The sequence below is a fragment of the Acidicapsa dinghuensis genome (assembly GCF_025685685.1).
Lineage (GTDB): Bacteria > Acidobacteriota > Terriglobia > Terriglobales > Acidobacteriaceae > Acidicapsa > Acidicapsa dinghuensis.
In genome coordinates this window covers 807,671-830,774 of sequence record NZ_JAGSYH010000004.1, presented here as the reverse complement: position 1 = coordinate 830,774, position 23,104 = coordinate 807,671, and the positions used below count along the sequence as shown (strand labels likewise).

Here is a 23,104-nt window from a genome sequence, read left to right as displayed (position 1 = left end):
TTCGTCGGGGAGCCGTCTGCCCACTGAAGATTCCCCGCAACCTGAACGCCACAAAGTACAGTGGGCCGCGTGAGGCGCGCATAGGGTGAGCGATGCCTCAACCGTCATTATCTGACGATGGAGGACTCGGGAATGTCTCCGGCCACTTTGCAACTTGATCCGCGCGACAATGTAGGCGTCGCGCTCGCTACTCTGGCGCCAGGCACAACCATTAGAGTCAATCACGCTGACTGTCCTGTCGTTGAGTCAATACCAGCGAAACACAAGATAGCTTTAGTCGAACTGATGCCGGGTGATCTGATTCTCATGTACGGCATGGTCGTTGGTGAAGTTATGAGGCCAATCCCACAAGGAGGGCTGGTCTCAACCAGTAACGTCCGTCATCGAGCGGCCAAATATACAGAAGAGCGCCAACCGGCAGCCAATGAATCGGTGGACTCCTCGCTCTGGCGTAACCGCACTTTCATGGGCTATCGCCGTGCTGACGGCCTCGTCGGAACCCGCAACTATTGGATCGTTGTACCTCTCGTGTTCTGCGAAAATCGCAACGTTGAGCAAATGAGGGAGGCATTCGAGGAGGAACTGGGATACGGCCGCGGGCAGAACCAGTACCGGAAGCGCGTCCGTGAACTCATCCAGTCGAGATCGATGAGCCAAGGATTACTCGGAGAGTTCGCCAAAGAACGAGCAGAGCGTGTGTTTCCTAATCTCGATGGCATCCGTTTCCTCACTCATCAACTTGGTTGTGGCGGCACGCGCCAAGATGCCCAAGCGCTCTGTGGATTGTTGGCCGGTTATATTCATCATCCCAACGTTGCCGGCGCAACCGTCTTGAGTCTCGGATGCCAGAATGCGCAGGCGAGCATTTTGATGGATGAGTTGCGAGCGCGCGATCCCGAACTATCCAAGCCGGTACTGATCTTCGATCAACAAAAGTCGGGCCGCGAAGAATCTCTTCTCAACCAAGCGCTGGATCAGACTTATGAAGCATTAGTGGAAGCGAACCGAGCCACTCGCTCCGCTGCGCCCGCTTCCGAATTGACGGTTGGCCTACAATGCGGCGGCTCCGACGGATTTAGCGGCATTTCGGCTAATCCAGCTGTTGGATACGTGTCGGATTTGATTGTAGGGTTAGGGGGCAAGACCATGCTGTCAGAATTCCCAGAGCTACACGGGGTGGAACAGGAACTAATCAATCGGTGCGAGACAGACGAACTAGCGGAACGCTTTGCACATCTGATGCAAACCTATGCTCAACGCGCCAAAGCTGTGAATTCGGGATTCGATTTCAATCCGTCGCCTGGAAATATTCGAGATGGCCTAATTACGGATGCCATGAAATCTGCTGGCGCCGCGCGGAAGGGAGGAATTTCACCGATACGCGATGTAATAGACTACCCGGAGTTTGTGCGGCATCCTGGACTCACACTACAGTGCACGCCCGGTAATGACGTAGAGAGCGTTACCGCACAGGTGGGGGCTGGTTGCACCGTTGTGCTCTTCACCACAGGGCTTGGCACACCTACCGGCAATCCGGTCGCTCCGGTGGTTAAGATCTCAAGTAACTCGCAACTCGCCGAGCGGATGCCCGACATAATTGATTTCGACGCCGGCGACATCGTAGATGGCTCAATGACAATTAGCGCCTCCGCTGAGCGATTGCTCGATCTATCAATCCGGATTGCAAGTGGTGAATGCCTCACCAAGGCGGAACTGCTTTGCCAATACGATTTCATACCCTGGAAGCGCGGAGTCTCGTTGTAAGCTTGTCCAGCTTGCCACCAAGGTCCCGACTTCTGCTCCCAGTCGAGCGGCGGGTGGCCAACTAGCGAAAACACGGCGAAGTAGCCGGTATTTACTAGGTAGATACAGCCCTGACATCCACCGTTCGGACTCGCTTTTCAACAGCGCCGCCGAGCACAAAAACTGTTACGCTCATGGTGCATCGGCAACGTCTGATGCAGAGGGCGAAGGGGTTCGCCCAAAACGCTGTTCCATCCTGATTGTTGGGTGGGCGGATGATGACCCCTGGCGAGGTTTTCGTCGGGAGTCTCCTGCCTCCCAGACGAATTCCTTAGCAGAACTTAAGCGCATATTCGGACGCGATAGTCCGTCGTGCGTGCTGGGGGTTCTATGAACACCATCCTCACGGCTCTTATTCAGACTAAGCTCTCGATACCAACCTTAGCGGAGTTGCAGTCCCTCAGTTGCTCACTCTCAGCAGTCTCTGATGGGAGCTGTTCATGCTGAGACTGAAGAAAATCTCCTTCATCGGCTTCAAGACGTTCTGTGATCGCACAGAATTCATCGTACCCGGGAGCGGCATCGCGGTAATAGCCGGGCCAAACGGATGTGGGAAGTCCAACATCCTTGATGGGATGAGTTGGGTACTGGGTGAGCAAAGAGCGAAGAGCCTGCGTGGCGTTCAAATGCAGGACGTGATCTTCGCTGGAACGCCCGGCCGAAGACCATTGACGATGGCTGAGGTCACCCTGACTCTGATTGATCCTGGCGTGTACGAAGAACTTCTGCCAGAACAATCGAATTTCGAAGACGAGTCATCGAAATCGCTGGATTGGGATGAGGATGCGGTGCGACGGCAACGAGCCGCAGAGGCCGAAAGTATAGCGGCCTCCCCTGCCGAGCATCAGCCTCTTTTGCGGCAAAGAGAGATCGCAATCACCAGAAGGCTCTTTCGCTCCGGCGAGAGTGAGTACCTTCTCAATGGTAAGCTGTGCAGGCTTCGTGATCTTCAGGAGATTCTTCTGAGCACTGGGCTAGGACAGGACACCTACGCTGTCATCGGGCAAGAACAAATTGGGCAGCTACTCAGTACAAAACCGAACGACCGCCGGGCTGTGATAGAAGAAGCAGCCGGAGTTGGCGGATTCCAGACGAAGAAGAGGTCTATTGAGGCGCGGCTGAATGGCGCTACGGATAGTCTCGCGCGCGTGGATGACATTCTCGAGGAAGTCTCGAAACAAGTGATCAGCTTGAGACGCCAAGCTGCAAAAGCAGAACGTGTCTGTGTGGTGCGTGAGGAATTGCGTCATCAACTGATTGTCGTGACTGCGAGCCGCATCGCGCTCATTGACATACAGCTCGAACAGCTGCAATCGGGAGTCGTGGAGCTTAACACACAAATTCAGAAGGAATTGACAAGGACCGAAGAGAGCGAAACGGCGAGGCAGACCCTCATTCAAGAGGGCTATGAACTTGATCGAACAGTTCAGGAAACACAGAGCAGAGCAAACGCTCTTGAGGTGGAACTTGAACGTAACTTAGCGCGCCTGGCCGACAATACCAAACGACTTGAGGAACTCGACCGAGGTTTGTGCGAAACAGCCAGCGAAGAGAAACACGGCAACGCTGAATTAGCGGATGCGCTCCTGGAACACGAAGAACAAGAAGCATTGTCGACCTCCGCAAGCGCAATGTTCCTCACCTCTCGGGAAAAGGTAACGGCGCGGCAGGAAGAAGTGCGACGAGCAAACGCAGCAGTGTTTGGGATGGAGCAGCAGGTCGAAGTTCTTCGGCGACATGCTGCGCTACTCATGACGCGTACCGGGGAGATTCGCAATCGGACCATTCGCGCTGAGGAAAGCTTGGCGATGTTGGACCGGGAAGCGGATCGACTCACCTTCGAGATCAGAGACGCACGAGAGACCCTTGCAAACCTTGACTCTGAGAAAGTTACAACCACAAAGCGAATTGAAGAAGCCATCACTACGATCGGCAGGATCGAGCGTGAGACTGCGATGCTCGACGAGAGATTGCGAGGTAGCCGAGCCAATGAAGTGGCCGCGAGGACGAGGGCAAACATCTTGCGGGCAGAACAAGCTGCGGTTCTAGGACGGCATCATGCGTTGGATGCCCTACTTCGCGATCACGGGTACGCAACGGAAACGGTGCAGAAGTTGCTGCGGGTTGGAACCATTCTGAAACCAGCTTCCACTCTGGCAAGCTATCTGGAGGTGGACGAGCAGCACGAACGAATCGTTGACGATTTCTTGCTGGACGAACTTAATTATGTTGTAGTCCAGAGTTGGGATGCGGCCGAGGAGGGAGTTCGGCTTCTCAAGTCGACCATCGATGGGCGCGCTACTTTTCTGGTCCATCCTCAAGTAGTTGAGCAGGGCCCCAATAATAGAAATCATCATTTATTGCCGAGGCCGGGGATTACACCACTCAAAAACCAGATTCGTGTTCTGAATGGACTTGCGGAGTCTCTGGAAATTGCGCTGCCGAAGCTGAAAGATGGATACCTCGTGGATAGTCCGGAAGAAGCCCGCGATCTGGCAGCCGAGTTTCCAGATGCGTTCTTTCTGACCTCAGATGGTGAATGCTTCCACAACGCGACCGTGACTGGCGGCTCGCCCGCGCGTGAGGGGCCGCTAGCCCTCAAGGGCGAACGAAAGATCACAGAAATGCGGCTTGCCACTATCGAACACGAGCTGAACCAGGCCGAAGCGGATGGCGATGCGCAAACTGTCACGATTGAACAGATATCGGAAGAACTTAAGACTATAAATTCGAGAGGCCAAGAGGTAGAGACGGATCTTGCAAATCAGCGCGCCACTCTCAAACAAGAGGAAGTCTCGATGGCCCGCATAGAGCGGGAGTTGCAGGACCGTACATCGCAAGCAGCACGCAACGAAGAAGCTCGTGAGACAAAGCGAATTGGTATCGTCAATTCTTCCCAGGAAGCTGAAGCGCTGGAAACTGCCTACCACGAGGCGGAGACCACGGTTGAGCTGCGGACTGCCGAACTGGCTGCCCTACGCACAGTGCACGATGATTTGGTGCAAGTTCTTGCTGCCGATAATGCGGAACTTGCGAGACTCTCTGAGCGGCTACGCGCGACGGAAGCCTCTTCACAGAGTTCGAAGGATCGGTACACCAGCCTCCAGCAACGATTGCTTGCAATCAAGGGGCGTCAGACTGCGGCAGAATCGGAGCGCTTAGACAGATTGAGCAAGGCAGCAGAACTGACGAACCAGATTCAATTGCTTGCGGCAGACGTAGCGGAATCGCGCAGCCTCCGAGAGGGCGACGAGTCCAAGCTCAACTCATTGCGCCAGCATTTGGCTCACCTTGAGTCAGAGCTCAAAGCGTCCAGATCTGCGCTCGAGCGATTGCGTGAAGATCGGGACCGTCGTTCCCAGGAGATTGCCAGGCAACGAGCAGATTTGGAGCACTATGCGGCAACCTCATCCACAAACCTTGGTATCGACGCAGAGACGCTACGGAAAGATCTGTCCATCACACGCCTGTCGGCACATGATCTTAAGGCAGCAGAAGAAAGCTGCAGACAGTTGCGCATGCGGATAGAACAGATGGGGCCACTCAACATGATGGCGCTCGACGAATATAAGGAGACAGCCGTTCGCCACGAGTTCCTTCAGACTCAGCGCAGGGATTTACTTGCCGAAATTCAATGCGCTCAAGTGGAGGTAAAGGAGATTGATCGGGTTATAGAAACCAAGTTTGCCGAAGCCTTCGCCCAGATTAATGCAAACTTCGAGCAGGTATTCGCGCAGCTGTTCTCTGGCGGCCAAGCGGAACTGCGAGCGACACAAGCGGAGAACCAACGGGAGGCCGGGCTTGAGATCGCCGCATCACCCCCCGGGAAAAGACTCCAAAATGTCTTGCTGCTCTCTGGAGGAGAAAAGGCTCTGACCGCTCTCGCCTTACTGGTAGCCATTTTTCAGTATCGGCCAAGCCCCTTCTGCGTTCTCGATGAGGTCGATGCCCCATTGGACGAAAGCAACATCGGCCGTTTCGCCGATTTCATGAGGTTTCTCAGCCGGGACACTCAATTCCTGGTTGTCACCCACTCGAGAAGAATGATGCAGGTTGCCGATATGATCTTTGGCATTACCATGCAGGAGCCGGGAATCTCCAAGGTGTTGAGCTTACGGCTCCACAGCGAGGCCTGACAGACGAATCCGCAGCCAATCTTGCCATCGAGGGGTTGACGTCCATAGTTGAGAAACTGATAGACTTAAAGGTGCATCAGTAGTACTAGATGCGTAGGGCGAAGGGGTTCGCCTGAACCGCCGGGTGTCCATACTTGATGGACGAACCGGATGATGACCCCTGACGAGGTATCGTCGGGAGGTCTCCCGCCCGCACGAAAACCTTGCCAAAATCTGGACCGGTCGATTTGCTCGCGCACGAGGGCGTGCGCTGTTCGAACGGAGGTTTTTGTGAAGGTTGTCATCATTTCCGATATTCACGGGAACTTGTCTGCCCTAGAGGCTCTTCCCGAAAAAGACTTCGATCAACTTTGGTGCATAGGCGACCTAGTTGATTACGGACCTTGCCCCCATGAGGTTGTCAGGTGGGTGAAGCGAACAGCCACAATTACCGTCCGTGGCAATCACGATCATGCGGCGGGGCTCTCTGTCGATCCTCAATGCTCGCCACCCTACAAACACCTCGCAGCTGAGACATTGCGATATACGCAGACGATTTGTACGGAGGAGGACCTCCGGTTCTTGAGGAACCTTGAGATTCAATTGGAAACCAATGTCGACGCGACGCGCTTCTATCTCGTGCACGCCACACCGACTGATCCGTTGTTTGGATATTGTCCAGAGAATTCCGATCGCTGGGAAAATCAGGTGGAGTGGGCTGGCTCCGATGTTCTTGTCGTGGGGCATACCCACACTCCATTTATCCGACACGTTGGTGAAACGATCGTGGTCAATCCTGGAAGCCTCGGGCAGCCTAAGACTGGTAGACCGCTTGCATGCTACGCGGTCTGGGCGGATGGCCATCTGTCGCTGAAGGAATACGAGTATCCAATTGAGAATACGATCCGGCAAATTCGTACGATGCCGATCACTGAAGAAGATCAGGATGCGTTGATCGTGGTACTTAAGACCGGCTTCTTGCCTGCAGGTACGAGCGCGTAGCGAGGCTGGCTGTTCGCATTGCGCCTTGGAGGAAAGATATATGCTCCAGTCCGTCGCGTCGCAAATGGAGAGCACGCTGAATGCACTATTTGCGGGTTATGAAGGACCTGCATTTGCCATCCGGCTCTGGGATGGCTGGCACTGGTCGTCATCAGTTGTCGAAAGGCCGGTATGCACGATCGTGGTGCACAATTCACGTGCGCTAAAGACGTTGATCGCCGAACCGAACGAGGTTGCTCTTGGCGAGGCTTTTATACATGAGGATCTCGACGTGGAAGGAGATCTCTTCTCCGTTTTCTCCATCGGAGAACACCTGCTTGATCGTCCCCGTACTTTGCGCCAGAAAATCGGGGAAGCAGCAGTGCAAACTCTATTCGGCCTAGGCCAGCGCCTTAAGCACGGGGGGCGCCATTCCATGCGGAGAGACCGAGCATCGATCGCGTACCACTACGATCAGCCATGTGCATTCTATCGGCCCTGGCTTGGCCGATCGCTCGTTTATTCATGCGCGTATTTTCGTAGTCCGAACGACACACTCGATACGGCACAGGAGCAGAAGCTTGAGCTTATCTGCAAGAAATTGCGTTTGCAACCACTTGAAAGCTTCCTCGACATTGGATGCGGATGGGGCAGTCTTCTTCTGCACGCGGCGACCAACCATCAGGTCTACGCTCAGGGAGTAACTCTCAGCAAAGAACAGGCCGCTATCGCACAACAACGCATCGAAATGGCCGCTATGGAACGACGATGCACAGTTAAGATCAGAGACTATCGGATGTTGGAGTCGGTGACTCCATCCTTCGATAAGATCGCTAGCGTCGGTATGTTCGAACATGTCGGTCTCGAGAACCTTCGCCAGTATTTCGGGACGGTTCAACGATTGCTGAGACCCGGAGGAGCCTTCCTTAATCACGGTATCGCTCGTTCAGCACTGTCACCGATTCGCAAGTCCTCGTTTATCGACCGGTACGTCTTCCCGGATGGCCAGCTCGTGACACTAACCCAGGTCATCGATGCCGCCGAGTCACAAGGCCTTGAAGTACGAGACGTTGAGAACCTTCGAGAACACTATGAGCTCACTTTGCGCCGATGGGTTGAAGGATTGCGTCAGAACTCGGACGAGATTCTGCAGCACGTGTCCAACGTTACCTACAGAATATGGCTTCTCTATATGGCAGGATCTGCGGCCGCGTTTCATAGAGGCGACATTGCCATATACCAGGTCTTATTTACTCGTTCGAGCCGTGACCGAGTTCGACGTGCGCTGACACGGGAAGACTGGTACGGTTGCGCTTCCCCTCAGCTGGAGATGCAGACGTGACCGCGCCTCTGAGCCAGATGTCCGAAGAGCAGATCGAGAATCTTGTCGAATCTCTCGGTTCATTGCAAGATGGCGATCTTGCGGTCGACATGCTGGTTAGGTGTGGCACAAAAGCAATTCCGGCCCTCTCCGCATTCCTCCTGAAGCGCCCTCCCCGAACAATCGCGCTGCCGCGCTGTCGAGCGGTCCGTGCGCTTGGTGAACTTGGCGCATCTGCGACTTTGATTGCCTATTTCAAGCAATACACACGCCCAATTGATAGCGCGGTACTCTTCGCCGAAGACGGAGTTCGTAGTGAAGCAGCTCGTCAGTTGTCGAGATATCCATCGACCGACACTTTTCGAGTATTGCTCGAAGCGGCTTGGGATCGTGCCACGGGCGGGCTTGTCGTCGCCTTAGGTGAGTTTCACCGTCCCGAGGCAGTGCCACTCCTGTTCGAGGTTCTTGAGGACGATCTCTGCCGCGAAGATGCGATGCAGAGTCTCCGCAAGCTTCCCGAGGCCGTGCGTCAGTTCGGGATTTTGTCCGTGCGCGGATTGACGGGCGTGACTCTCGATGGTCCTGGGGCGGTCCGCCGGCGGCGTGCCACCGTACAACTCCTGAGTGAAGTTGGAGTCGCCCCAAGTGATTGGCCGGATCTGCGTGGGTACCTCCTCGTGGACGATGCGGCAACGGTAGTTGCCGTGGCCAAGATCGGGTTCGTCGAGACCGGCGAAGCCGATTGGCCCGCAATCATAAGGACTCTATTCAAGATTGCAGATCATGTGAACTCTCTTGAGGAAGAGGAGATCGAGGAGTTGCTGGATAAACACTCGGGGCCTTCTCATTGGGTCGCCATGGAGATCGCGAAGGAGAGGCAAAATCGCGGAGAGAATCCTCATTGGCTGTCTCCATTTTGGAGACTCCTCAATCACGCTCTGGGTGGGGCGCTCAATACGAGATCGCCTTCACGCTCATAAAGCTTGAAGTTTTTTCGGGTCAGGTCAACGCGAACTGGAGGCATATGGACCTTAAAGGTTACGAGCAAGAGAAATTTGGCATCGCCGATATCATCCGGTCGGCTCAGGCTGTCGATACCAAGGATCAGGATCTGGCCCAAGAATGCCGCGATCTTCTCACTCGGCTCGCAGAAGATCGGTTCAACTTGCTGGTTGTAGGCAGATTCAGTCGTGGCAAGTCGACATTGATGAACGCAATTCTTGGAGGCGATCTACTCCCAACAGGAATTGTCCCGCTCACATCCGTCATCACAACTGTGCGGTACGGAAGCAGAAAGCAGGTTGTCCTCCATTTCAATGGCCGCGGACTGACGCGCGATGTGCCACTGGCTCAACTAGGGGAGTATGTGACACAACAGTCTAACCCAGGCAACATCAAGAATCTTGCCTATGCAGAAATCGAGTTGCCGGTCGAAATTCTTCGACGTGGCTTCTTCTTCGTGGACAGTCCAGGACTTGGGTCGGCCATTGTCGAAAACACCGAGACTACGGAACGATTCCTTCCGGAAGCAGACGCCTTTGTTCTTGTGACGAGCTACGATAGCCCTCTATCCGAAGAGGAAGATCGCATTCTCCATCGGATACGAGTCACCAATAAGCGGCTCTTTGTGGTGGTGAACAAGCAAGACACCGTTCGCGAAGAAGATCGGAAGCAGGCTTTCACGTTTATTGCTGAACGGCTGAAGCGGTTTGCATTCTCCGAAGCACCTCAGATCTTTTCACTTTCCGCGCGTGAGGCGTTGCAGGCAAAGTTGGCGACTGATAAGTCGGCCCTCGAAGCAAGCGGCCTCCAATCATTTGAAGACGAATTGCTGAGATTCCTCACCGAGGAACGCGCTCAGGCCTTTCTTGCAAATCTTTATTCCCGCACAGGGACATTACTTGCGCAGTGGTCGCAACGAATGCAAAAGCCTGGGCTAGACGATCCATTCATGCCGCTCATGGAACGGTTGCGGGCCCTTAGGGAAACCGACGTCGTGCCGGCAGAGAGACAAGGATCCTCTATCGAGGGAGAAACCCCCAAGAGCTCCGTCTCACTTCAGTTTGAACGGCGCGCGGGATGCAGAATTTGTGGCGCTGTACTCAATGACATCTTCCAATTTCTCAGCAAGTACCAATACGAGATGACCATCAATCCTGAAGCGCAGCGGGAACATGCCGTGAGAGGCGGATTTTGCCCTCTGCACACATGGCAGTACGAGAATATTTCGTCGCCGTATGGCGTTTGCACTTCTTATCCCCAACTCGTTCATCGGATTGCCGGCGAACTCGAACACATAGCTGTCTCCGGGCAGGACGCAGGCTCACTATCATCCGAAATGAAAGATCTGCTCGCCACAGCGAAAACTTGTAAAGTCTGTGAAGTACGTGTTGGATCCGAGAGAAGGGCGATCCGATCGGCAGCCACTGCAGCTCATGAGGTAGCGTCAGCTGGAAGGGGTGGGTTGGGCGCGTGTTGCCTTCCTCACCTAGCGGCGGTCACTGCGGCTTTGGGCCCTGGGGAGGCGGCCCAAACATTACTTCACGCGCACGCCTACCTGCTCGAGAGAACCGCGGAAGACTTGCAGCGTTATGCTCTCAGGCACGACGCACTGCGGCGATATTTGACAAGCGAAGAAGAGCGCAGAGCTTCCGAAGTGGCGCTTTTACTCTTGGCAGGTCATCGTAGCGTGAACGCGCCCTGGTCCGTTGACACGATTCTCTGATGATGCTCGTTCAATAACGCCCCATACGGTAATCCAGGTATAGGATGTGCGCCTTAATCTGATCTCCAACCTGATACTGGGGTAGGCGCGCCATCTTCAGCATCTGGACGATCGCTCCCGGATTGCCGTCGCTCCACTCAACGAGCGATGGCAAAATCGAACCAATGTTCGCCGCCGATATTTCGTCTTTTTCAGCTTCACGCTGAGCGAACTCAAGGGCTATGTGATGAGGCCAGTTCTTTATCTCTAGTCGCTCCGATTTGAGGGCACAAAGCGGTTGCAGGGTCCCGATGTCTTCCATGTGAGGTGAGCGCGCGGCGAAGATCACGGGCGTGCGTCCTAAGTAGTGAAGGTCTTTAACGACGCCTGTCGCGACACGCGACGGGCCCTCGAGGTGATCAAGAACCATCTGAAAGGGCTTCGTATCGAGTGCGCGATGGATAATGCCCTTAAGCGAAGAGGACGACAGTCCAGAGACGTTTGCCGGCAGTTTGATTCGTGGGTCAGCCGAGCGCAGGGCGTCTAACAAAGAATGGAGTAATTCGCTGGGTGAACGCATCTGCGGTACGTACAGCGCCAGCGGTTCGTGCTGGATGAACTTTTGGAGCAAGCGAGTCTTGCCCACTCCCTGCGGTCCAAAAACTAGTAGCGATTTTCGAGCCTTTGCTTGAGCCAAAAGGCGTTCCAATTCCTCTTCGCGGTCGACATGAGCCGCGTACTCAAGCAAGCGACCATTACGTGCAGGCGATGTGGGCATGAGGCTGACCTCTTTCTCTAGGAAGGCCTAGCCAGTTTTCCGTTCCATGTATCGCTCGTGACTCGAACGGATCACCTGATGCGCCGCCTCGCGACCTTTCCAGCCAAGAGCCTTGGTTCGCTTGCCCTCCAGGTCTTTATAGACCGAGAAAAAGTGCTCGATCTCACGCAAAACATGGGGTTGAACTTGGGTATAGCTCTCCACATCCTGGAATCGGGGGTTACCTGTTCCGTAGGCGACGACCTTCTCGTCTGGTATGCCCTGATCCAGCATCTCAAAGAGGCCGATAGGGCGCGCGTTCAGCAGGCATCCTGGAAAGGTTTCACTGTCTCCCAGGATCAAGATGTCGAGGGGATCGCCGTCCTCAGCCAGTGTTTGTGGAATGAAGCCGTAATCACCCGGGTAGTGCACTGGCGAATGCAGGGTGCGGTCAAGCTTGAAGACATGCAACTGTTTGTCGTACTCGTACTTGTTGGTGCCATCGAGGGGAATCTCGACGACGACTGCAACAATGTCGGGAGACTGCTTGCCGATCGGAAGGTTGAGGTAGTCCATTGTTCTGCTCCTTTGCAACGAGAGAGCACAGGAGCAGGTGGCGCACTCCTACGCTTCGTAGGAGTCATTAGCCGCCTGTTTCAGGGGCAGTTAAAGGCGGATTCCATCGCCACTGACCATCATGCCATTGTCTGCTTCACAGTGGCAATAACACATCCCGGCCGCTCTCCGCAGCAAGCCAATCAGCGAGCGACCATCACCGAACAATGGGCTACCCGGACGACAGTCTCCGAAGTCGATCCGACGAAGAAACGCATCAGAGGAGATTTGCGATGCCGTCCGACGATAATGAGGTCGACATGTTCGGCGGCGGCGCGTCTTCGTATTTGATCAGCTGGCCTACCGTCCACAACATCCACATCCACGTCCATTCCGAGTGATTCTCCAAACTTCCTGAACCGCCAGAGACGATCCTCCAGCTTGCGCCGAAAGACCGCCGGGTTGTAACCCGGCGGTCCCATCATCGGATCGATGTTCTGGGGAGGGACAACACCGAGCAATAGAACATCCGCCTTTAGCCGGCCCCCGAGTTCCATCGCGGTATAGGCTGCGCGCTCACCCTCGGGAGTGCCATCGTCGGCAGCAAGAATCTTGTGGATCTCACAATCCGGCACTTCGCATCTCTCCGCGCAAACAAAAAACCCCTACATCACTGTAGGAGTCATCAGCCGTTCCATTTCGGTAGGCGCTTGAGGGCGGATTCCTTCGCCAATTAAGGTTTAGCACAAAGATCTTCAGCACCGCAAGGTGTTCAGTTCCGAAATGTCACTGTGTGCCAGATCTCTAGTCTGGAGGAGACAGGCAAGAAGAGTGCGCTACGCCTTCCTAATTTGTGGGAGCCTCGCAGTTTTGTGTAGTTGCTGCCGCTCCGGAAGGTCCGTTCAATTCATCAAATCCCAAGCAGTGGGAACAGAAAAGACAACAACTAGGAGGAGTTGATCGATGTCGGAACCCCTACAACTCTGGCTCATCCGTCATGGAGAAACACAGTGGAGCGCATCTGGAGCTCACACGAGCTACAGCGACATTCCGTTAACGCCCAGAGGCGAGAAGTCAGCAGCAGCGGTCGGTTCGTGGCTGGCAGGTAAGCCATTTTCATTGGTCCTGGTCAGCCCCCGGCAGCGAGCTTTGGAGACTTCGAGAATTGCGGGGTACGGTGCCCTAGCGCTTGTGGATCATGATCTCTCCGAGTGGAACTATGGAGAATTCGAAGGCCGGACGACTGCCGATATACGCTCAGAAAAGCCGGGGTGGTCGATTTGGACGGAAGGACCAACCAGTGGAGAAACAGTGGAGCAGGTCGGTGCCAGAGCGATAAGGGTGATCGAGCGAGCTGAGGCTGTAGGCGGATGTGTCGGCTTGTTCTCCCACGCTCATTTCCTTCGCATTCTCGCGGCAACTTGGGTTGGTCTTCCCCCCAGAGCCGGAAGCCTGTTCGCTCTGAGCACCAGTTCAGTAAGTGTGCTTGCTTTTGAGCGAGAGACACGCGTAATTCAGATGTGGAATAGATCGTTCGAGGAGGATCATCCGCCCTTGCAGTAATTGACAGCGGTTCCAAGCGACTCGTAGACTTAATGCGAAGCATCAGGAGTGACTCAACCGACAGGTGAGTCCGGCAACCGGTCTTGGAGACGTACGGTGCCTGGGCGAAAGCCCGATGCGCGGAATGGATTTTCCGAACAGAGTCTCCACCCTAGAGGGTTCGCTCGACTGTGGGCTTATAGGGTCTCCTGATGCATGCTGCGAACAATGGAGCGTGCGTCAATGGCAACAGTTCTTCCAGGACCAACCGCGGTTTCCCCTTCTTCTCTTCCAAAATCCTCAACTTACACGTTCACCTCCGAATCCGTATCCGAAGGTCACCCTGACAAGGTGTGTGACTTCATTGCAGATTCCATTCTCGACTCCTACCTTGAACAAGATCCCACGTCAAGGGTTGCTTGTGAAGTGCTCTGCAAAGAGGACACAGTCGTTCTCGGAGGTGAGATCAGCTCCCGAGGTCATGTCGACCACGATGCGGTGGTGCGTGAAGCGATACACCAAATCGGCTATACAGACTCGGGCGCTGCTTTTAATGCGGACGGAGTGAAAGTGTTGAAGCTCATCTCGAGGCAGTCTTCTGATATTGCGCAGGGTGTCGATGTTGACACCAACGCGAATCACGAACAGGGCGCCGGCGATCAGGGAATCATGTTCGGCTATGCTTGCAGCGAGACGCCCGGATTGATGCCCTTGCCGATCTTTCTTGCGCATCGCTTGACTAGAGGTCTCGCCGACGACAGGAGATCCGGAAATTATCCATGGCTTCGTCCGGATGCAAAGTCGCAGGTTTCTGTCCTCTACGAACACAACAAGCCAACCGCAGTGACCGATGTTCTCGTCTCGACGCAGCACAGTGCGGATATAGAGCGAGCCGAGATTGCTGATTACGTGCGAGGTGACCTCGGACCCCGAGTCCTTGGCGAGTGGTTCCAAAGCAAAATACAGTTCATCGTCAATCCCACAGGGAGTTTCGTTCTCGGCGGGCCTTCGGCGGATTGCGGAGTAACAGGCCGAAAGATTATCGCCGATACCTACGGTGGCGCAGCGCGTCATGGTGGAGGCGCCTTCAGTGGCAAAGACCCCTCGAAAGTGGATCGCAGCGCCGCGTATTTCTGCCGGTATGTCGCGCGACAGATCATCAAACAGGGTCTCGCAGCAGCTGTTGAGATCCAAGTTGCCTATGCGATAGGCATCGCTAAGCCGATCTCCCTCAAGGTTGAGACTTTCGGCACGGGAGACAGCCGAGAGGCTCTCGAATTCGCATATCGATTCGATTTCCGTCCCTCGGCAATCATCGAGAGACTAGGCCTGCTTGCGCCGATCTATCGCCAAACGACAAATTATGGCCACTTTGGCAGGCCTGGGTTGAGTTGGGAGAGCTGAAGCTGTGACAAGCTGCCGCACTCGGTTGAAGCACTTGGGCGCACTCCATTCCTCCAGTGGAGTGCGCCCATTTTGTCAGCGATGAGATCGTATGCCCCATGCGCTCCTGCTGGAGAAGCCGTGGCGGACGCAGCCAGGAGAAGCTTTTGTGGCCTGCTATCAGTATGTCGGCTTAGTATCGTGAGCCACGGAGTCGCAAACACGATGATGACCCGTCGCAGCAGAGTCCAGTTCGCCGGAGATACCCAGCTCCGCTATCGGGCCTACGCGCGCGATCACGGCATGACTCCGGAGCAGATCCGTTCCAATGACCGCGAGATTTGTCCTGATAGCCTATTGCTGCCATATCTTTCATGGCTCAGCAAGAAATGGTATGAATGGGGTAAATTGAACCCGGATCGAGCAATTCGCGGACCTAAAGAGCACGCAGACTTCGACAGATGGCTAGAGGAGTTGACTCCCGGCTTGAACGCAATCACTTGTGAGTGCCACATGAGATTGGCGCGGCGTAGGACGTAAGCAATTGCTACGCTTCCGATTCCAAGGTCTTCGCTGTCGGGAAAACCTCCGGAGCTTCTATGACTTCTCCTGCTCGGACATTGTTGGAATTTCCGCACAGTAAGCCTCCGCAAGGTCCGGATAGCGGGCAAGCCAATGAGTGATGTTGACGAGATGGCTCCTTTCTAACGCTCGCCTCAGCTTTTTGTTTCGCAAGCCGCGCCGCAGAATCATTCGTTTCACCTCGTCCTCATCTCCCATTTCGAAACAACAGTTGAATGCGCCTTCGTTGGTCACGCGGTCACGTAGGATCACCGTGATTGCGTACCGCACGCGATAGTCCCGTGCAGCGAGGTCGTAGATCTTTTGAAGGTACATTTGAACCGCCTCGTTCCGTATGGAAGCAAGGAAAATCCAGGTCAGAGTCCATCCATGCGATGAACTCCAAGAACCGCTCCGCGCACATCATACGCAGTGAATTGATGCCACTCCTCACCCGGCTCGCCTAGGCAATAGACCATCCAAACGATCTTGTCGATCTTCCGGCAGATATCCTCTGGCCACCAAGGTCGAGGATGATTCGTCTTCCCTGAAAGGCTGCCGGTTCGCGCGATCTGGCGAGCTCGCTCGTGGCCGAATGTGCTCTGTACATAGGGCATCGGCTAGCTCACACTTTCGGGAAGGCGGCTCGCGTGCGGGATAGTCGCAGCGTCCGAGGCAGTGCTCGGCTGCGAAGTTTGAAGTACTTGCTCGCGCAACCAAGCTGGCCAGGATCTCAATGCGCGGGAAGTAGCCCGGTTAGGGTCGTAGTGAGGGAGGTAACGGGTGATGGGCACGCAACAACTCCTCAGAAAGTGAGTTCGAGGAGTCATCAGCCAGACTTCGGTTTCAAGATCGGCGGTTAAAGGTGGACTTCATCACCCTTCAATTGCTATCAGTCTATACTTGACGCGTCTCCCATGTCATGGGTTTGCCTTGTTTGAGAACTCCCCATACTCATTTCGAACGCGGAACACCGTTGCGCATAATCCTGCGGGATGGCCGGACGCTGTATGACCATTACGAGGACCACGGTTCAGGTCACATGAGGCTGCGCAAAGCCGGCAAGCTGCAACTTCGACTAGTCAAGTCCGTTACGGTTTGGAAGGGCAAGGTGAACGTGGAGCCTCCTCCATCTGATCCCGTAAGGGCCCCACGAAAACGAAGCCCTTACGCACAAGAGGAGACACCGAGCAACGAGACCCTCCAAATCGATGCGGCGGACGAAGTGGGTGGTAAACTAATGAAGGCGAAGGAATCCGCCTTGAACCGCGCTCCGAAACGGAGTCGCTGATGATTCCTACCGGTCTGGTAGGAATCTGCATTCCCTACCAAAACTGAAATCGCGGTACGTGAGGAGGGGTCCGTCTTCAAGAATTGCGGGTTCTGGCTACCTCGTTCCGATTGAGATGTCTCGGAGCAACGGTAGCTGTCGGCGTTCAACTCCTCATCCTTGACTCAGTTGTATCCAAGGTATGCACTATGGCCTTTCGCAGCATACTGTTCAAAGAGACGAACGAAGCCGCGAAGACCTCTGAGGAAGAGCCTGCATTCTTCGGAGATCTGAATCTCGATCAATTTGTGAGCAAGATCACCAGCGATTTTCAGGAATATGACCTCGCGACTTTCTATTACAGCCAGTTGCCCGATCTCGATTCAATTCTCTACCGACAGGAGGTTGTACGTGATCTCGAAAATCAGTCGGTTCTTGCGTCGATAAAGTCATTCGCCGGGCAGATGCGACTAATGCGTCAACGCCTCGAGCAGGGGAAGAAGGCATTCTACAAATACGCCATTCAGAAGGGTTTCCTTACCGCTGTTGACATCTATTGCAGCGCGGTTGAGCGACTGGCACTCGATATTTGCGCACGAGCGCTTGAATCGACGGGCATGCGAGCCTTTCGCGGCTATCTTGCCAACTACGTTTCGTCGCCTCATTTTCGTGGGCTTGTAAATGAGATAAGCAACTTGAAGACGAGTCTAGCGAAGATTCAATACTGCCTGTTGCTACGCGGAGACGCCGTTACCGTTCGGATCCCGGAAGATGAGAGCGACTACAGCATCGCAGTTGAGGACACATTTGAGAAGTTTCGACGTGAACCAGATCAGCGGTATCGCGTGACTGTGCGGGAGATCGACCCGGTCAACCATATTCAGGCACAGGTCCTTGAGGGGATTGCGAAGTTTGATCCGGGGACGTTTGACGCTCTAGATGCGTTTTGCTCAAGCCGTGTCGATTTTATCGATTCCACGATTTCCCGCTTTGATCGCGAAATTCAGTTCTATTTGGCCTTCCTCAACTACGTCGGAAAGCTACGCGGCGCTGGTCTGAAATTCACTCTTCCGACGCTTTCAACGACTTCGAAGGAAGTCAACGCGCAGGAGACCTTCGATCTCGTACTCGCCGGTAAGCTGCTGGATGAGAAGGCCGCTGTCGTCTGCAATGATTTTTCGCTTTCGGGTGCTGAGAGGATTCTCGTCGTATCCGGGCCAAATCACGGTGGTAAGACGACGTTCGCCAGAACCTTCGGCCAATTGCACTATCTAGCGGTTTTGGGTCTGCCCGTTCCAGGGAGGAATGTACAGCTGTTCAAGTTCGATCAACTCTTCACGCATTTCGAACGGGAAGAAGATATCAGCAGCCTTCGTGGCAAGCTCCAAGACGATCTGCTTCGAATCCACGAAATCCTTCTGCACGCAACATCCCAAAGCATCGTCATCATGAACGAGATCTTCTCTTCGACGACTTTGCAGGACGCCATCTTTCTCGGCAAAAAGGTCGTTGATCAACTTTCAACGCTCGATGTGCTCTGCGTATGCGTTACGTTCCTCGACGAATTGGCATCTTTTGACGAAAAGACGGTGAGCTTTGTCAGCACTGTCGATCCTATCAATCCCGCCGTGCGGACATTCAAGCTGGAACGAAAGTCGGCGGACGGCCTCGCGTATGCGTTGGCTATCGCAGAAAAGCATCGCGTCACGTATGACCTGCTAATGGAGCGCATCAAGGGATGAAAACACTACTCATGCATCCCGATCGACCGTTCGACGCTCAATTCCCATTGCCATGGGGCGAGCCGCAGCTTACGCAGGATCTCGAGTTGAATACGCTGCTGGATGCCATGGCGGATGGAGACCGGTTCGTTTACGAAGTCAGTCGCGCGGCTCTTTTCTCGGGATTTCAAAACGACGTCAGCACAATCCTGTACAGGCAGGAGGTGATCAGCGACTGCCTTGCGAATCCGGATCAAATACGTGCTCTCTACACGCTGACTGTCGAGGCTACGGACAATACGAAGCGGATGTGGTGGGATTTGTCGAGTCAGTACCCTGACTCTGTTCTTTTCGGCGCGATTTCACTTCTCGAATTTCTGAGAAATTCGCTTCGAAAGCTTCGGCAGCTCGCGGAAGGCGCTGGCGACCAATTTCGCTCCAGGGCCTTCCTGGCACTGTTCGCGATGCTGAGAAATGAATTAGGCGACGAGTACCTGGCTACGATCGACCAGTACCTCAACGACATGAAGTTCCGGAATGGAACGCTGCTGACTGCGGAACTGGGTGAGAACAACGAGGGTACGAACTATACACTAGCCAGGCCGCCAAAAAGAGAACCCAACTGGTTCCGGCGAATACTCACCAAAGCTTCTCCCGGTTATACATTCCGTCTCGACCCTCGTGACGAAGGCGGCGCGCGCATCGTAGGGTCCATTCGCCAACGTGGAATCTGCAGAGTCGCGATTACGCTTGCGCAATCAGCCGGCCACGTCCTCAACTTCTTTAAGGCGTTGAAGACGGAGTTGGCGTTCTATATCGGTAGCCTGAACCTTCACCAAAAACTATCAGGCAAACAGGAGCCCGCTTGCCTTCCGGTTCCAGCTCCTTCCACAGAGCGGAAGCATCGCTTTACCGGTCTCTATGACGTTTGCCTGGCTCTTCACTTAGAACGGCGCGTCGTTGGCAATGATGCCAACGTCAAAGAGAAGAGTGCTGTGGTCATTACAGGTGCAAACCAAGGCGGCAAGTCTAGCTTCTTGCGGAGTATTGGTCTTGCACAGCTCATGATGCAGAGCGGCATGTTCGTTGGTGCGGAAAGCTTTGAAGCTGAACTATGTCCCGCACTCTTCGCTCACTACAAACGAGAAGAGGACGCGACTATGAAGAGCGGAAAGCTTGACGAGGAGCTTGCCAGAATGAGCGATATCGCAGATCACATCCTACCGAACTCGATACTGCTTCTGAATGAATCATTCGCGGCGACGAATGAACGAGAGGGATCGGAGATTGCAACACAGATCGTGGGAGCCATGCTAGAGAAAAGGGTCAAGGTGTTTTTCGTGACCCATCTCTACGAATTTGCACACCGCTTCTTTACGACAAGATCTGACGACGGGTTATTTCTCCGTGCCGAACGGCTTCCCGACGGCACGCGGACTTTCAAGCTGGTCGAGCGTGAGCCCCTCGAAACGAGCTACGGTGAGGACCTGTATCGCGAGATATTCTCGGATCATCAGCATTCACTCTTGCAAACTACAGACGGCTCCATTAATCCAAGTCGAGATCGGCTAGGTATCTCAGGAAGGTCGGCTTCGAACTTGAGCCGGGAGCACTTGGGTTCTGACCAGAGTGTGGCGGAGGCCCCAACGTCCGAAAACTACCCTTCGCATCGCGGCAAGGAGTTTGCGAAAATAATTGAGACACGATAAACGCGACTCTCGCGAGGCACGAAAAGAAAAGTCGGCGCGAAACGGCCAATCCACTGATACCACAATCGGAAGATGGCGATTGGATCGCTTCCTGAGACGCTTTATCGTTACTGTGTTGTTCATCTGAACGTTATCAGGTTCTCAGGCTCTTACTCGCAGCCACTGCAAGCAAGCGGTTCTGCCCTCTGCTCATCGACCGCAGAAACCTGTCAGAGCGCGGATCAGCGATCGCGCCTAGGGCCTCAACTGCGGCCTTCTGCACATAAATATCCGGATCGCTCTCCGCGATCTCCATCAAACGTGGAACCGCTCCACGGATGCTGTTTTCACCGATTAGCCAACAGATGCGGGCCCTAGCTTGCGGCAGCGGATGCCGAAGCGCATCGACAATCTTCTCATCGTAGGTCCGCAGGTCAGACGCCTGATTGGCGCCACAGGCCGGGCACTCTTTGATTCGATCGTCAATCTCTGTCCAGCAGCGTGTGCAGAAAGCGATCATTGCTTAACCGGCTCCAGTAGCAGAGAATTCGGTGGACAGGTTCTCTCCGCACAGCAGCGCAGAGCATTGAGCAATGATCGGATCGAGTTCCTCCAATGGAGAACCCGTCGTAGCTGTCTCATCTACTCGGCGGTCCAGCACGAGGCGAAGATTATCGGAGACGAATCCGACGGCTGACTTCAGATCGTGTTCGAAGGTCGCGACAGACCTTTCCAGCCGGTCGACGTAGTCGACGCGTATCCTTCCGGAGTTTCGCCTGAGTTCCAGATCAATGAAAGCGCCCATCCGGCGAAAGACGATGGGGCGCAACAGGAATCGCGGCAGCGCAAAGACCAACTTATCCAGCTGAAAGTGAAAAACCGGCTCTGTGTAATAGTGAAGGTGGCTTTCCATCGTAAGAGACGTAGTGAAGCCGATATGCGAAACGGGAACATCGAATAGAGCCCCGGCCGCGTTTTGCAAACGCACCAGAACAGCATTGGTTCGTTCGATAAACCTGTGTGAGAGCTCCCCCAACCGGGTTTGCACGTATTGATCTTCCCGGGCGCACCAACCGTCAAAGGAGAGCTCAACCTGATCTCTGAGGAATTGATCCAACAGCCTCCCAAGTCGGTGCCGGGTTTCAGTTGGATGTTCGTTCTTGAGCCTCAGCAAGTTCTCGCGTGCGCGTGGCGTCGTAGAGGCAACATGATCCTTAAGATCCTCCTCAACTGTTTTCGCGATAGTAGCGACGTCTTGTCGAAGCAAGTGTCGCAGGTCTGCGAATTCCTGTTCACACCTGGAGAGTGCGGATTCAAGAGCACGCCTCTTGGATTCGAGATCGTCGCCACTCATCGAGCGCGCTCTTTCCCCAACGAGAGCCGCGAAGCGTAGTGTGCCGGCCAAACGGAGGATATCGAGCCCAACGGACTGGAGAAACGTGTGCTCCCGCTCCTCGGCAGCAAAGTGATGCAATCGCTTAGTCAATTCGCGAAGACCGCTTAGGCCCTCAGAATTCTGAGATTCCCGCTCCTCCATCGCTCTTCTGGCGGAGAATGGAAAGAGCTCCGGGTTTTCTATACCTACGCGATTCCGAAGTTCACCTTCCAGGAATCGACGAACGGACTCTGACTCCGCGGGAGTGACAATGTCGGTCTTATTGATGACGAAGAGGAGCTTCGGTACATCCTTACGGATACGCCGAACAAAATCGGACTCAAGGGTTGTGATAGGCGGGTCGACTGAAAGGACAACAATGCCCGCGTCGATTTCATTCAGATAGCTCTCGGTAGTCGAGGTGTTATGCAAATGCGTTGAGCCTATTCCCGGAGTATCGATGAGATCGATCCCCATCCGCAAGAAATCGGAAGGGTAGGCCACCTCTGCGGATGCCACGTCCTTCCAGTTTCCCGGATTATTAGCTTCTGTGATGTATTCGCTGAGTCTGTGAAGCTCGATCGGTTCGGTGTGGCCGGATTTATACCGAATGGCGGCTTCTGCCGCTTGGCCGAACTTTACTCGGGTGATGACAGATGTGAGAGGGAGAATCCCAGTCGGCAGGATCTCGGCTCCCAAGAGCGCATTCACAAACGAACTCTTGCCGCGCTTCATTTGTCCCAAAACCGCAAGATTGAAGCGATCCTTCTTCAACTTTTCGGAGAGTGTGGTCAAAGACGTCTTCAGATCGTCGCTATTGTTGCGGAGGGCAAAAGCGGAAAGAACCTCAATCGAATTTAGGAGAGCTCGTCGATCGGTCCGCAGGGATGAGCGGATATCGTGTATATGGCCTGTCATGCTGTAGCCCTCAATATTCTGGAGTGCATCAACCGATTGGGAAATCCTGCGACCAGGTAGCCGATGGCTTCCTGGAATACCGTAAGACCTCCACAGGGGACATCGCGATGAGGCCTTCCTCGACCATCGCGTCGAGATGGGGAAGAAGTTTCTGAATCTGTTCGTTCCTATCGATAAGGCTGAGCATGATGGGGGCATTCCGCGAGAGAGTTCCGGAGTTTCGAATTCTCGCACTGGCGCCATAGCCCTCAATTCCTCGGTAGACGATGGCTCCGGCCATCTCCAGCTCTTTGCATTTCGCAACGATCGCCTCGTAGAGGGGCTTATTCTGCCATTTGTCGCTTTCGCCAAAGTGAATCCGTAACATGCGAGCGTGAAACTGTTCTTTCATGACCTACTCCATTCGCGTC

18 protein-coding genes and 6 riboswitches are annotated in these 23,104 nt (G+C 54.5%); of the genes, 10 read left to right on the top strand and 8 right to left on the bottom strand.

Annotated features, from left to right (window positions below):
- Positions 1 to 132: 132 nt before the first annotated feature.
- The 6 genes from OHL22_RS14375 to OHL22_RS14350 all read left to right on the top strand — a co-directional run bounded on the left by OHL22_RS14375 (position 133) and on the right by OHL22_RS14350 (position 10,945).
- Positions 133 to 1,764 (top strand): UxaA family hydrolase, encoded by a 1,632-nt coding sequence (locus tag OHL22_RS14375; protein WP_263338634.1) that lies wholly within the window; start codon positions 133 to 135, stop codon positions 1,762 to 1,764.
- Positions 1,765 to 2,243: 479 nt separating this feature from the next.
- Positions 2,244 to 5,939, top strand: a complete 3,696-nt coding sequence (gene smc, locus OHL22_RS14370; RefSeq protein ID WP_263338631.1) for a chromosome segregation protein SMC — start codon at positions 2,244 to 2,246, stop codon at positions 5,937 to 5,939.
- Between the two features lie 88 nt (positions 5,940 to 6,027).
- Positions 6,028 to 6,109: riboswitch (Fluoride riboswitch) on the top strand.
- Positions 6,090 to 6,920, top strand: a complete 831-nt coding sequence (locus tag OHL22_RS14365; protein WP_317890898.1) for a metallophosphoesterase family protein — start codon at positions 6,090 to 6,092, stop codon at positions 6,918 to 6,920. (Overlaps the previous riboswitch by 20 nt.)
- Before the next feature lie 40 nt (positions 6,921 to 6,960).
- The gene (locus OHL22_RS14360) at positions 6,961 to 8,241 is read left to right on the top strand and encodes an SAM-dependent methyltransferase (protein WP_263338626.1); all 1,281 of its coding nucleotides are present in this window, start codon (positions 6,961 to 6,963) and stop codon (positions 8,239 to 8,241) included.
- The gene (locus OHL22_RS14355) at positions 8,238 to 9,200 is read left to right on the top strand and encodes a HEAT repeat domain-containing protein (RefSeq protein WP_263338623.1); all 963 of its coding nucleotides are present in this window, start codon (positions 8,238 to 8,240) and stop codon (positions 9,198 to 9,200) included. The genes OHL22_RS14360 and OHL22_RS14355 overlap by 4 nt, the downstream gene beginning before the upstream one ends.
- A 44-nt stretch (positions 9,201 to 9,244) precedes the next feature.
- Entirely contained in the window at positions 9,245 to 10,945 is a 1,701-nt protein-coding gene (locus OHL22_RS14350; protein ID WP_263338620.1) for a dynamin family protein, read from the top strand.
- A gap of 10 nt (positions 10,946 to 10,955) precedes the next feature.
- Here the strand turns inward: OHL22_RS14350 and OHL22_RS14345 are convergent, their stop codons facing one another.
- The 3 genes from OHL22_RS14345 to OHL22_RS14335 form a co-directional block, all read right to left on the bottom strand.
- Complete coding sequence (locus OHL22_RS14345; protein ID WP_263338617.1) at positions 10,956 to 11,702, bottom strand: AAA family ATPase; 747 nt, start codon at positions 11,700 to 11,702, stop codon at positions 10,956 to 10,958.
- Between the two features lie 27 nt (positions 11,703 to 11,729).
- On the bottom strand, positions 11,730 to 12,257 hold the full coding sequence (locus tag OHL22_RS14340) for an inorganic diphosphatase (RefSeq protein ID WP_263338614.1): 528 nt from the start codon (positions 12,255 to 12,257) through the stop codon (positions 11,730 to 11,732).
- A gap of 51 nt (positions 12,258 to 12,308) precedes the next feature.
- A riboswitch (Fluoride riboswitch) is annotated at positions 12,309 to 12,377 on the bottom strand.
- A 62-nt stretch (positions 12,378 to 12,439) separates the two neighbouring features.
- On the bottom strand, positions 12,440 to 12,871 hold the full coding sequence (locus tag OHL22_RS14335) for a universal stress protein (protein WP_263338611.1): 432 nt from the start codon (positions 12,869 to 12,871) through the stop codon (positions 12,440 to 12,442).
- Positions 12,872 to 12,905: 34 nt separating this feature from the next.
- Positions 12,906 to 12,976, bottom strand: a riboswitch (Fluoride riboswitch).
- A 223-nt stretch (positions 12,977 to 13,199) separates the two neighbouring features.
- Between OHL22_RS14335 and OHL22_RS14330 the strand changes: the two genes are divergently transcribed.
- On the top strand, positions 13,200 to 13,799 hold the full coding sequence (locus tag OHL22_RS14330) for a histidine phosphatase family protein (RefSeq protein ID WP_263338608.1): 600 nt from the start codon (positions 13,200 to 13,202) through the stop codon (positions 13,797 to 13,799).
- A gap of 34 nt (positions 13,800 to 13,833) precedes the next feature.
- A riboswitch (SAM-I-IV-variant riboswitch) is annotated at positions 13,834 to 13,951 on the top strand.
- 70 nt (positions 13,952 to 14,021) lie between these two features.
- Positions 14,022 to 15,182: a methionine adenosyltransferase gene (gene metK / locus OHL22_RS14325; protein ID WP_263338605.1), complete on the top strand. Its 1,161-nt coding sequence runs from the start codon at positions 14,022 to 14,024 to the stop codon at positions 15,180 to 15,182.
- 576 nt (positions 15,183 to 15,758) lie between these two features.
- Here metK and OHL22_RS14320 read toward each other — a convergent pair.
- Together OHL22_RS14320 and OHL22_RS14315 are read right to left on the bottom strand one after the other, a co-directional pair.
- Positions 15,759 to 16,058, bottom strand: a complete 300-nt coding sequence (locus tag OHL22_RS14320) for a hypothetical protein (protein WP_263338602.1) — start codon at positions 16,056 to 16,058, stop codon at positions 15,759 to 15,761.
- 41 nt (positions 16,059 to 16,099) lie between these two features.
- Positions 16,100 to 16,339 (bottom strand): hypothetical protein, encoded by a 240-nt coding sequence (locus tag OHL22_RS14315; RefSeq protein ID WP_263338600.1) that lies wholly within the window; start codon positions 16,337 to 16,339, stop codon positions 16,100 to 16,102.
- Positions 16,340 to 16,535: 196 nt separating this feature from the next.
- Positions 16,536 to 16,611, bottom strand: a riboswitch (Fluoride riboswitch).
- Positions 16,612 to 16,958: 347 nt separating this feature from the next.
- Positions 16,959 to 17,029: riboswitch (Fluoride riboswitch) on the top strand.
- 172 nt (positions 17,030 to 17,201) lie between these two features.
- Between OHL22_RS14315 and OHL22_RS14310 the strand changes: the two genes are divergently transcribed.
- On the top strand, positions 17,202 to 18,734 hold the full coding sequence (locus tag OHL22_RS14310) for a MutS-related protein (RefSeq protein WP_263338597.1): 1,533 nt from the start codon (positions 17,202 to 17,204) through the stop codon (positions 18,732 to 18,734).
- Positions 18,731 to 20,422: a MutS-related protein gene (locus OHL22_RS14305; RefSeq protein ID WP_263338595.1), complete on the top strand. Its 1,692-nt coding sequence runs from the start codon at positions 18,731 to 18,733 to the stop codon at positions 20,420 to 20,422. Before OHL22_RS14310 ends, OHL22_RS14305 begins: the two co-directional genes overlap by 4 nt.
- 133 nt (positions 20,423 to 20,555) lie before the next feature.
- Here the strand turns inward: OHL22_RS14305 and OHL22_RS14300 are convergent, their stop codons facing one another.
- The 3 genes from OHL22_RS14300 to OHL22_RS14290 are packed head-to-tail and all read right to left on the bottom strand — an operon-like array spanning position 20,556 to position 23,085.
- Positions 20,556 to 20,921 carry a HEAT repeat domain-containing protein gene (locus OHL22_RS14300; RefSeq protein ID WP_263338592.1) on the bottom strand — a complete coding sequence of 122 codons (366 nt, stop codon included), beginning with the start codon at positions 20,919 to 20,921 and terminating at the stop codon, positions 20,556 to 20,558.
- A 3-nt stretch (positions 20,922 to 20,924) separates the two neighbouring features.
- Positions 20,925 to 22,694: a dynamin family protein gene (locus tag OHL22_RS14295; RefSeq protein WP_263338589.1), complete on the bottom strand. Its 1,770-nt coding sequence runs from the start codon at positions 22,692 to 22,694 to the stop codon at positions 20,925 to 20,927.
- Positions 22,695 to 22,722: 28 nt separating this feature from the next.
- Positions 22,723 to 23,085 carry a DUF190 domain-containing protein gene (locus tag OHL22_RS14290; protein ID WP_263338586.1) on the bottom strand — a complete coding sequence of 121 codons (363 nt, stop codon included), beginning with the start codon at positions 23,083 to 23,085 and terminating at the stop codon, positions 22,723 to 22,725.
- Positions 23,086 to 23,104: the final 19 nt, after the last annotated feature.

Coding starts and splice junctions, on each gene's coding strand:
- OHL22_RS14375 (WP_263338634.1), top strand. CDS start 133: ATGTCTCCGGCCACTTTGCAACTTGATCCGCGCGACAATGTAGGCGTC.
- smc (WP_263338631.1), top strand. CDS start 2,244: ATGCTGAGACTGAAGAAAATCTCCTTCATCGGCTTCAAGACGTTCTGT.
- OHL22_RS14365 (WP_317890898.1), top strand. CDS start 6,090: ATGATGACCCCTGACGAGGTATCGTCGGGAGGTCTCCCGCCCGCACGA.
- OHL22_RS14360 (WP_263338626.1), top strand. CDS start 6,961: ATGCTCCAGTCCGTCGCGTCGCAAATGGAGAGCACGCTGAATGCACTA.
- OHL22_RS14350 (WP_263338620.1), top strand. CDS start 9,245: ATGGACCTTAAAGGTTACGAGCAAGAGAAATTTGGCATCGCCGATATC.
- OHL22_RS14345 (WP_263338617.1), bottom strand. CDS start 11,702: ATGCCCACATCGCCTGCACGTAATGGTCGCTTGCTTGAGTACGCGGCT.
- OHL22_RS14340 (WP_263338614.1), bottom strand. CDS start 12,257: ATGGACTACCTCAACCTTCCGATCGGCAAGCAGTCTCCCGACATTGTT.
- OHL22_RS14330 (WP_263338608.1), top strand. CDS start 13,200: ATGTCGGAACCCCTACAACTCTGGCTCATCCGTCATGGAGAAACACAG.
- metK (WP_263338605.1), top strand. CDS start 14,022: ATGGCAACAGTTCTTCCAGGACCAACCGCGGTTTCCCCTTCTTCTCTT.
- OHL22_RS14320 (WP_263338602.1), bottom strand. CDS start 16,058: ATGTACCTTCAAAAGATCTACGACCTCGCTGCACGGGACTATCGCGTG.
- OHL22_RS14315 (WP_263338600.1), bottom strand. CDS start 16,339: ATGCCCTATGTACAGAGCACATTCGGCCACGAGCGAGCTCGCCAGATC.
- OHL22_RS14310 (WP_263338597.1), top strand. CDS start 17,202: ATGGCCTTTCGCAGCATACTGTTCAAAGAGACGAACGAAGCCGCGAAG.
- OHL22_RS14305 (WP_263338595.1), top strand. CDS start 18,731: ATGAAAACACTACTCATGCATCCCGATCGACCGTTCGACGCTCAATTC.
- OHL22_RS14300 (WP_263338592.1), bottom strand. CDS start 20,921: ATGATCGCTTTCTGCACACGCTGCTGGACAGAGATTGACGATCGAATC.
- OHL22_RS14295 (WP_263338589.1), bottom strand. CDS start 22,694: ATGACAGGCCATATACACGATATCCGCTCATCCCTGCGGACCGATCGA.
- OHL22_RS14290 (WP_263338586.1), bottom strand. CDS start 23,085: ATGAAAGAACAGTTTCACGCTCGCATGTTACGGATTCACTTTGGCGAA.